The sequence below is a fragment of the Clostridium sp. AM25-23AC genome (assembly GCF_003435125.1).
Taxonomy (GTDB): Bacteria; Bacillota; Clostridia; order Lachnospirales; family Lachnospiraceae; genus Pilosibacter; species Pilosibacter fragilis.
This window is the reverse complement of record NZ_QWGI01000025.1, coordinates 36581-44628: the sequence shown is the minus strand read 5'-3', so window position 1 is coordinate 44628 and position 8048 is coordinate 36581. Positions and strand designations below refer to the sequence as shown.

At 49.0% G+C, this 8048-nt stretch carries 7 protein-coding genes; 1 reads left to right on the top strand and 6 read right to left on the bottom strand.

Annotation, left to right across the window (positions count from 1 at the left end):
* Nucleotides 1–87: 87 nt before the first annotated feature.
* From DW677_RS13930 to DW677_RS13915, 4 genes are all read right to left on the bottom strand, one after another.
* Nucleotides 88–204, bottom strand: coding sequence for a hypothetical protein (locus DW677_RS13930; protein ID WP_117469316.1), 117 nt, complete (start codon nucleotides 202–204; stop codon nucleotides 88–90).
* A 416-nt stretch (nucleotides 205–620) separates the two neighbouring features.
* Nucleotides 621–2525, bottom strand: coding sequence for an ABC transporter ATP-binding protein (locus DW677_RS13925; RefSeq protein ID WP_117567612.1), 1905 nt, complete (start codon nucleotides 2523–2525; stop codon nucleotides 621–623).
* The gene (locus DW677_RS13920; protein WP_117567611.1) at nucleotides 2522–4255 is read right to left on the bottom strand and encodes an ABC transporter ATP-binding protein; all 1734 of its coding nucleotides are present in this window, start codon (nucleotides 4253–4255) and stop codon (nucleotides 2522–2524) included. The genes DW677_RS13925 and DW677_RS13920 overlap by 4 nt, the downstream gene beginning before the upstream one ends.
* A gap of 97 nt (nucleotides 4256–4352) precedes the next feature.
* Complete coding sequence (locus DW677_RS13915) at nucleotides 4353–4775, bottom strand: MarR family winged helix-turn-helix transcriptional regulator (RefSeq protein WP_117567610.1); 423 nt, start codon at nucleotides 4773–4775, stop codon at nucleotides 4353–4355.
* Nucleotides 4776–5369: 594 nt separating this feature from the next.
* On the opposite strand from DW677_RS13915, the gene DW677_RS13910 reads away from it, so the two are divergent.
* On the top strand, nucleotides 5370–5852 hold the full coding sequence (locus DW677_RS13910) for a DUF2798 domain-containing protein (RefSeq protein ID WP_117504712.1): 483 nt from the start codon (nucleotides 5370–5372) through the stop codon (nucleotides 5850–5852).
* Between the two features lie 310 nt (nucleotides 5853–6162).
* On the opposite strand, the gene DW677_RS13905 is transcribed toward DW677_RS13910, so the two are convergent.
* On the bottom strand, nucleotides 6163–6849 hold the full coding sequence (locus DW677_RS13905; RefSeq protein WP_117504710.1) for a DUF6198 family protein: 687 nt from the start codon (nucleotides 6847–6849) through the stop codon (nucleotides 6163–6165).
* Nucleotides 6850–7330: 481 nt separating this feature from the next.
* The gene (locus DW677_RS13895; protein ID WP_117504708.1) at nucleotides 7331–7900 is read right to left on the bottom strand and encodes a GNAT family N-acetyltransferase; all 570 of its coding nucleotides are present in this window, start codon (nucleotides 7898–7900) and stop codon (nucleotides 7331–7333) included.
* Nucleotides 7901–8048 lie beyond the last annotated feature (148 nt).

Below are 8048 nucleotides of genomic sequence, written 5' to 3'. Positions count from 1 at the left end.
ACAAGCATCCTTCTCTTTCAGCTCGGTCAATTCCGATTTGTTACTCACATAATATCATGTTTTTTCTTCAATTACATCTACATAATTTTAATAAACCGCCATTCGGTTTGCTTCTGTAACCAGCGTCCGGTTAATCTTCTCCTGCATTGTTTCCCTTGCATCTTCGTTGAAATGATAACGGATGACAGAGACTGTCCAACTCATCGATACGCTCTTTTGGAATACAAGGCTGTTCGGATATATCCTCAATGTATTAGATATCATCCGCAAAATGGGATTCCAGTATTACTTCCCGCATCGTACATCCCATCCCGGCGCATTGCATTTGACGATTAAACTGCCGGACGAACAATCCTGCCCTCCGCCCTTAGCATTCTTCTGCAAGCTTAGAGGAAACCTCCCGGAATTCCTCAAGACCCGGGACCGGAGGGGTACCGGCGCGTCCCCCGCCACAATGAATCAACCCACAGAACCTGCCCTCACATATTCTTCCATATACATAGCTACAAAAAAGCCTGCCCCACCAGCATTCTATTTGCCAGTGCAGCAGGCCCTTTAAAATACGTTCTAAATTACATTCCAAGTCAACATCTAAGCTGAAATCTACAGGCTAAGAGCCATCATTCCAACTCAAACGCCCCAGTATATAACTGATAATACACACCCTTCTGCGCGATCAACGTATCATGATCCCCGCGCTCAATGATATGCCCGTGATCTAAAACCATGATCGCCTTACTGTTGCGTACCGTAGAAAGTCTGTGGGCGATCACAAACACCGTGCGTCCCATCATCAGGTTGTCCATGCCCTCCTGAACCAGCGCCTCCGTTCTCGTATCGATCGAGCTCGTCGCCTCGTCTAAGATCATCACGGGTGGATCCGCGACAGCTGCTCTCGCGATGGAAATGAGCTGTCTCTGTCCCTGGGAAAGGCTGGCACCGTTGCCGGTCAGCATCGTATTGTAACCTTCCGGAAGTCTCTGGATAAAATCATCCGCATTTGCAAGTCTTGCAGCCGCCATACATTCTTCATCGGTGGCATCCAGCCGTCCATAACGGATATTCTCCATAACCGTACCCGTAAAGAGATTCACGTCCTGAAGGACAACGCCGAGAGACCGCCTGAGATCCGGTTTCCGGATCTTTGTGATATTGATCCCATCGTACCGGATCTTGCCGTCCGGAATATCATAAAACCGGTTGATCAGGTTCGTGATGGTCGTCTTACCGGCACCTGTGGCGCCGACGAAGGCGATCTTCTGACCGGGCTTCGCGTAGAGTGTGATGTCATGAAGCACAAGCTTCTCCGGCGTGTATCCGAAATCCACATCCTCTAAACGGATATCGCCCTTTAAAGGAGTATAAGTGACGGTTCCGTCCGCCTTATGCGGGTGTTTCCATGCCCAGATTCCGCTCTTGTCGTTTGTCTCTTTTAAGACGCCGTCAGCGCCCCATTCCGCGCGTACAAGAGTCACATAACCCTCATCTTCCTCCGGCTCCTCGTCGATCAGCGCGAACACACGGGAAGCGCCCGCAAGACCCATGGCGATCATGGAGACCTGCATGGAGGCCTGACCGATGGTCTGGGAGAGCTGTCTTGCCATACCGAGGAAGGAGACGATCACACCGATGGTGACAACACCGGAACCGCTGAGACTTAAGTTCGGGGCTTTGAGATATACGAGGAGTCCGCCGACGATGGCGAGGACCACATACATCAGGTTTCCCACGTTATTTAAGATCGGCATCAGGGAGTTGCCATAACGGTTTGCCATCTCACCGTCGGAGAATAGCTGTTCATTTAATTTGTCGAAATCTTTTTTACATTCTTCCTCGTGGCAGAAAACCTTTACGACCTTCTGTCCCTGGATCATCTCTTCGATAAAGCCCTCTTCTCTGGCAAGAGATTTCTGCTGTGCCATCATGTAGCGGGAGCTTGCACCGCCGAATTTCTTCGTGACGGTCAGCATGAGAGCGGAGAAAAGGCACACAATGATCGTCATCCAGACGCTGTAATAGATCATCATAAGGAACATGACGGTGATCGTGAGAGAAGACTGGAAGACCATCGGAAGCGACTGGCCGATCAGCTGGCGGATCGCGTCCGTATCGTTTGTGTAGGTACTCATGATATCGCCGTGGGCGTGGGTGTCAAAATACTTGATCGGCAGGGACTGCATCTTATCGAACATGTCCACACGCAGGTGCTTTAATGTCCCCTGTGTTACGGTCGCCATGAGGTGGGTGTAGGTGAAGGCAGCCGCGACACCGAACACATACAGGGTGACCATTGAGAGGATCGTCTGCATGAACGGCTGCCGGATGCTCTCAAATCCGTTCTCCAGTCCCGGAAGAATGCAGGTATCGATGAGCCGCTGTAAAAATACGGTCTGGACCACGGAGGCAGCTGCGGCGATGATGATGCAGATGATCACGGTGATCATGTACACCCGGTAGTTCTTGTAAATGTAGCGGAGCAGGCGGCCGAAGGTGCCATTTTTCTTATTCTGTTTTTCCATGATCATGCCTCCTTGCTCTTTGTCTGGGAATCATTGACTTCTCTGTAAATACCGTTTAAGGCGAGAAGCTCTTCGTGGGTTCCGGATTCCACGATCCGCCCGCCATCCATGACGAGGATGCGGTCTGCATCCTGAACGGAGGAAACACGCTGGGCGATGATGATCTTTGTGGTGTCCGGAAGCTCATGTTTAAATGCCTGACGGATCAGGGCATCAGTCTTTGTATCGACTGCGGAAGTCGAGTCGTCCAGGATCAGGATTTTCGGCTTTTTTAAGATCGCTCTCGCGATGCAGAGACGCTGTTTCTGGCCGCCGGAGACGTTCGTTCCGCCCTGTTCGATGTAGGTGTCATATCCATCCGGGAATTGTGTGACGAACTCGTCCGCCTGCGCTAATCGGCACGCGTGGATCAGCTCCTCGTCTGTGGCGCTCTTATTGCCCCAGCGGAGGTTTTCCTTGATCGTTCCGGAGAAGAGGACGTTCTTCTGGAGAACGACAGCCACAGCGTCACGAAGGGACTGAAGATCGTACTCACCCACATCGCGTCCGCCGACCTTCACCGCGCCCTCCGTCACATCGTAGAGACGTGGGATCAGCTGGATCAAGGTTGTCTTTGCGGAGCCGGTACCGCCGATGATACCGATGGTGGAACCGGACGGAATCTTAAGATCAATGTCAGTCAGGGCAAATTTTTTGTTCTTTCCGGAATAACGGAAGGAAACATGGTCGAACTCGACGCTGCCGTCTTTTACGTCTGTTGCTCCGTTTTCCGGGGATCGTAAAACGCTCTCATGATTCAGAACTTCGGCAATACGGTCGCCGGATTCCTGGGCCATGCTGCACATAACGAATACCATGGACAGCATCATCATGGACGTGAGGATCTGAACGCCGTAGCTGATCAGGGAAGAAAGTTCACCGGTGGAAAGCTCGCTGCCTCCGGTGCCGATGATGAGCTTCGCGCCGAAAAAGCTTACTAAAAGCATTGAAACATAGATGCAGAAGGTCATCACCGGGTTATTTAAGGCGAGGATCTTTTCTGCCATCGTGAAGTCTTTTCGTACCTCCTCGGCAGCGTTTTCGAATTTCTCCTTCTCGTAACCTTCGCGGACGAAGGATTTTACGACACGGATGCCGCCGACGTTCTCCTGTACGGAGTTATTTAAAGCATCGTATTTCTTGAAGATCCGCTTAAAGATCGGGTGGACATAGAAGAAGATGCCAAACAGTGCCGCTGCAAGAACCGGGAGAAGTGCCAGAAAGATGAAGGACATCCGGACGTTGATGCTCATGCTCATGATGACCGAAAAGACTGTCATAAGAGGAGCACGGACTGCCATACGGATCAGCATCTGGTAGGCGTTCTGAACGTTCGTGACATCTGTTGTCATCCTCGTAACAAGAGAGGAGGAGGAGAACTTGTCGATGTCTGCGAAGGCGAAGTCCTGGGTCTTAAAGTAGAGATCTCTTCTTAAGTTCTTCGCGAGTCCGCACCCGGCTGTAGCAGCCGCTCTCGCCGAGAGAACGCCGAAGAGCAGGGAAAGGGTCGCAAGGACCAGTAAGAGGGCGCCGTATTTTAAGATCGGTGCCATGGAAGTTCCGGTCATGTCATCGATAAGCTTAGACATGATGAGAGGAATCGTACATTCCAGAATGACTTCCATGGTGACAAACAGCGGTGTCTCGATGGACACGCGTTTGTACTGGCGCACGCTTTTTAAAAGTGTTTTAACCATGAATGATTTACCTCGTTTCCATATAAAATTTGCGATCCCGCAAAAGCTCCTGATGCGGAGAACATGCAGGTTCTGCAGGTGGGACCCGTCCGGATATTCAGGACATGTTTCGGATCATCTGGTTGATGACCCTGAAAAACACGGCGAGATCCTGGGAAGATATTCCGGAGGTCAGACGATCTTCGGTTTCTTCCAGACTCTGGTGGATCAGTTCCTGATACTGCATGGCTTTTTCAGTAGCGACAATGCGTTTTAGGCGGGCATCATAAGGAACTGCCTCCCGGTAGATCAGTCCGTTTTTTTCCATATCCTTTAAGAGCTTTGTGGCGGTCGGTGGTCTGAGACTGTACTCCTCTTCGATATCTTTCTGGAAGACATCGCATTCCTGCCCGTGTGCCAGAATAAAATGAAGCGTTTTTCCCTGTGCGCCGCTTAAGGTATCATGAAAAGAAAAGGTACTGAAGTGTCTGCGGATCAGGTTGGAGAGCATCCCCACACTGCGTCCAACGGTTTCTTTCATAGATCAAGTTCCCCCTTATACCTACCACCCAAAAGAGGTGGGAGTCTTCTCGACAGAGATAAAAAGCTGTGATTTGATCGTCTGCCGGATACTTAGCAAACTAAATTATTAGCTTGCTAAGTATAATAAGGCTTTTGTGGGGGAATGTCAATGGGAAAATTGTGAAGAAACTGTGATCGATGATGAAAAAGCTGAGGTTTGCGGAAGAAAGTGGGGACAGCTTAAGAATTCCATGGACGTCACGATGGGGGACAGGATGAATGTGAATAATGAAATGCGAGAATTGGGCTAAAGTTTTGTGCAAGTATACAAAATTGGTGTTTTGTGGAAAAAAGTACTTACGAAGCGATAAAGAAATATTGTATACTGCGTTCACATAGAGATTGAGAACGCAGTGAGATGTACACGAAAAGAGCAGTGGAGTCGCAACGAGTTTTGTTGGCTTCGCTGTTTTTTTCTGTCATATGCCCGGAAGAAACGGTCAGAGACGGTTCTTACAGATGATGATCTGAGTGAAGAAGTTCTGATACGGCTTTCGGGGAAATATCCACATCGTTTTCACAGAAATTTATAGGTTGAAAAAGGAGAAAATGTATGCCAAGAAATAAGAGAGAAAGTCTGATCTACACAGTATTAATGTGTTTTACCATGGTGCTCTGGATGAGCATCTACAACGTAACACTTCATATGGGAGCGTTAAACCTCACAACAATCCGTGAGGCCTGGATCGGATTCCCGATCGCCTATGTGTTCGCGATGTGCATGGACTGGTTTGTGGTCTCCGGACCGGCGAAGGGATTCGCGTTCCGTTTTCTTGTAAAGCCGGAGAGTCCGGTGCTTCACAAGGTGATTGCGGTTTCCTGCTCCATGGTGGTTCCGATGGTTATCATCATGTCCCTCTACGGTGCCCTTGAGGGATGCGTAAAGGGCGGAAACTTCAGCCCTCTGCTGCTCATCTGGCTCACGAATATCCCAAAGAATTTTGTAATGGCACTGCCGTTCCAGCTCATCATCGCGGGACCGCTTGTCCGCAAGGTGTTCCGTGGCGCATTTCCGGAAGGGACTGTGTTAGCGTAAAGAATTCAGAAAAGAAAGCTGCGGTACAAATTGCGGCGTAGATAAGAAAAGCCGTGTGGTCTTTCTCTGTGATAGGATTATGAACCTATGGGGGAAAAAGCTCAGGCGGCTTTTTATATAGAAAATTTAAATGTATTCACTGAAAAATTTCTTTAAAACGGACTGCTTCCTATTTTAGATTGGAGAGCTGCAAGAGTGGGCTGCTTTATGATTCTGCCTAAAATTATGAAGTTTAAATGCGAATTCGTAAGCATATGGAAAATTATAAGGTAGGAGGAGCAACATGAATACAGACAAAGTAATACAGGACCTAAACCGCAGATTTGCTGCGTTCTGTGAGGAATGACACAAACCGGAAGTGTCTATCCAGTATATTGCCTATCATGCCGATGACCTTACCCATCGTAAACGCGGCGAGGATCGTTCCGATTCCAAGCCCTTTGATATGACCGAGGAAACAGAAAGTCAGTCCCGCGGTCACGGCGAGACAGGTCACGTCGAAGGTGATCTTGACTCTGGAGTATGGAACCTTCAGAATATCGGCCATTTCTCGAGGAAAGAGGTCTGTCGGGATGATCGGAAGTCCGCAGCGGTTGGAGAGGGCAATTCCGAGGCAGATGACGAGATAGCTCACGATAAAATAGACGATCTGGTATCCGATCCCCATCGTGAGGCCCGCGAGGGCGGTCTTATATACATCTAACATCTTACTGAAGGCGAAGCCTACAACGAAGCTGAAGAGGTATGTAGGAACAAACTTTTTCCGTAAGATCATGAGGGCAGCTACGAGAATCCCCTGAAAGATATAAGTCCAGGTTCCGAGCGTCAGAGCCGGGAAGGATTCAGAAAAAGCGTACGGAACGCTGGAGATCGCCGAAATTCCGGCACCGGAGTCCAGCATTAAGACAACACCGAAACTGTTGATCAAAATCACAATAAGAAGAGCAAGTTCACCGCGCCAGACAGGGCGCTTGTCAGTTCGTTCATTCGTATTCATGTCACATCTCCTGTAAGCTTATATTATGTCAAAATCGAACGTTTACCATTGTAGCGTGCTAAAACAAGATGTGCAAGTCCTTTTTTTCATCTAACCAGTATATAGTGCAGAGAAGACTCCAGATATAGATCACATGAATGAAAAGTGTTTGTAATTACGTTCTTTATCCAGTTAATTCTCAGTATGGAGAAAGCAATTAAGCACAGGACACAAAAGCAGAGAGAGTCAGTAATTTCTTTCTTAATTCAGCCAATACACAGCGCAGGGAAGACCTGGGGCACGGACCGCCTGGGTGAAGGGAGCTGGTTTCCTCTTGGCTCGCCGGAGAATGCGTTGGAGGACATGTGCCGCTTGTCTGAGCGAAGCGAGTTGTGGCACATGTCCTCCGTCCTTAGCATTCTTCGGCAAGCTTAGAGGAATCCTCCCGGAATCCCTCAAGTGTCCGCGCCCCAGGCCCTCCCTGCGCGTACCTCTCGCCATATTATTCGTTATAGGAATATGGCTTTACCGCCGCCTGATCCGATGTATGTTCCCCAATAATCTTTTCCATCCAGATCATATCGTACCACCGGTTAAACTTATACCCGCAGTTCTCGAAAGTCCCGCAAAGCCGGAACCCAAGATGCTCATGGAACCGGGCACTGTTCTTATTTAAATACTCGTCCTCAACCTTCGGGTATCCGATGCAGGCGTAAAGATTCAGAACTCCCATGTCTTTGAGCCGCTCAGCCAGAGCTTCATAGAGTTTTCTGCCAAGCCCGCATTTCTTCGCGTTGTGATCCAGATAGATCGTGAGCTCACTGGCCCAGTCGTAGGCGGCGCGCCCGACGAAAGGATGGGCGTAAGCGTAGCCTTCGATCCTGCCGTCACGTTCGATGACGAGATAAGGATATTTTTTCATGATATCGATCATGCGGTTCTCGAATTCTTCAAGGGAAGGGACATCGTATTCAAAGGTGATTACGGTGTTCTCTACATAATAGGTGTAGATCTCAAGGATTCTCGGAGCGTCGGATAATTTCGCGTTTCTTACTTTGATGTTGGTTTCCATGTTGGGACCTCCTTTGTGAGATGGTATAAATTGGGGTTATTGTACCACTGATAGGGAACGGTGACAAGATTTTATATCCGGACGGGCAGGCAGAAGGGAGATGGATTGGTTACTGTACACGGGTAGGAATTTTCTGAACTGAAAATTC

Coding starts and splice junctions, on each gene's coding strand:
- DW677_RS13930 (WP_117469316.1), bottom strand. CDS start 204: ATGAGTTGGACAGTCTCTGTCATCCGTTATCATTTCAACGAAGATGCA.
- DW677_RS13925 (WP_117567612.1), bottom strand. CDS start 2,525: ATGATCATGGAAAAACAGAATAAGAAAAATGGCACCTTCGGCCGCCTG.
- DW677_RS13920 (WP_117567611.1), bottom strand. CDS start 4,255: ATGGTTAAAACACTTTTAAAAAGCGTGCGCCAGTACAAACGCGTGTCC.
- DW677_RS13915 (WP_117567610.1), bottom strand. CDS start 4,775: ATGAAAGAAACCGTTGGACGCAGTGTGGGGATGCTCTCCAACCTGATC.
- DW677_RS13910 (WP_117504712.1), top strand. CDS start 5,370: ATGCCAAGAAATAAGAGAGAAAGTCTGATCTACACAGTATTAATGTGT.
- DW677_RS13905 (WP_117504710.1), bottom strand. CDS start 6,849: ATGAATACGAATGAACGAACTGACAAGCGCCCTGTCTGGCGCGGTGAA.
- DW677_RS13895 (WP_117504708.1), bottom strand. CDS start 7,900: ATGGAAACCAACATCAAAGTAAGAAACGCGAAATTATCCGACGCTCCG.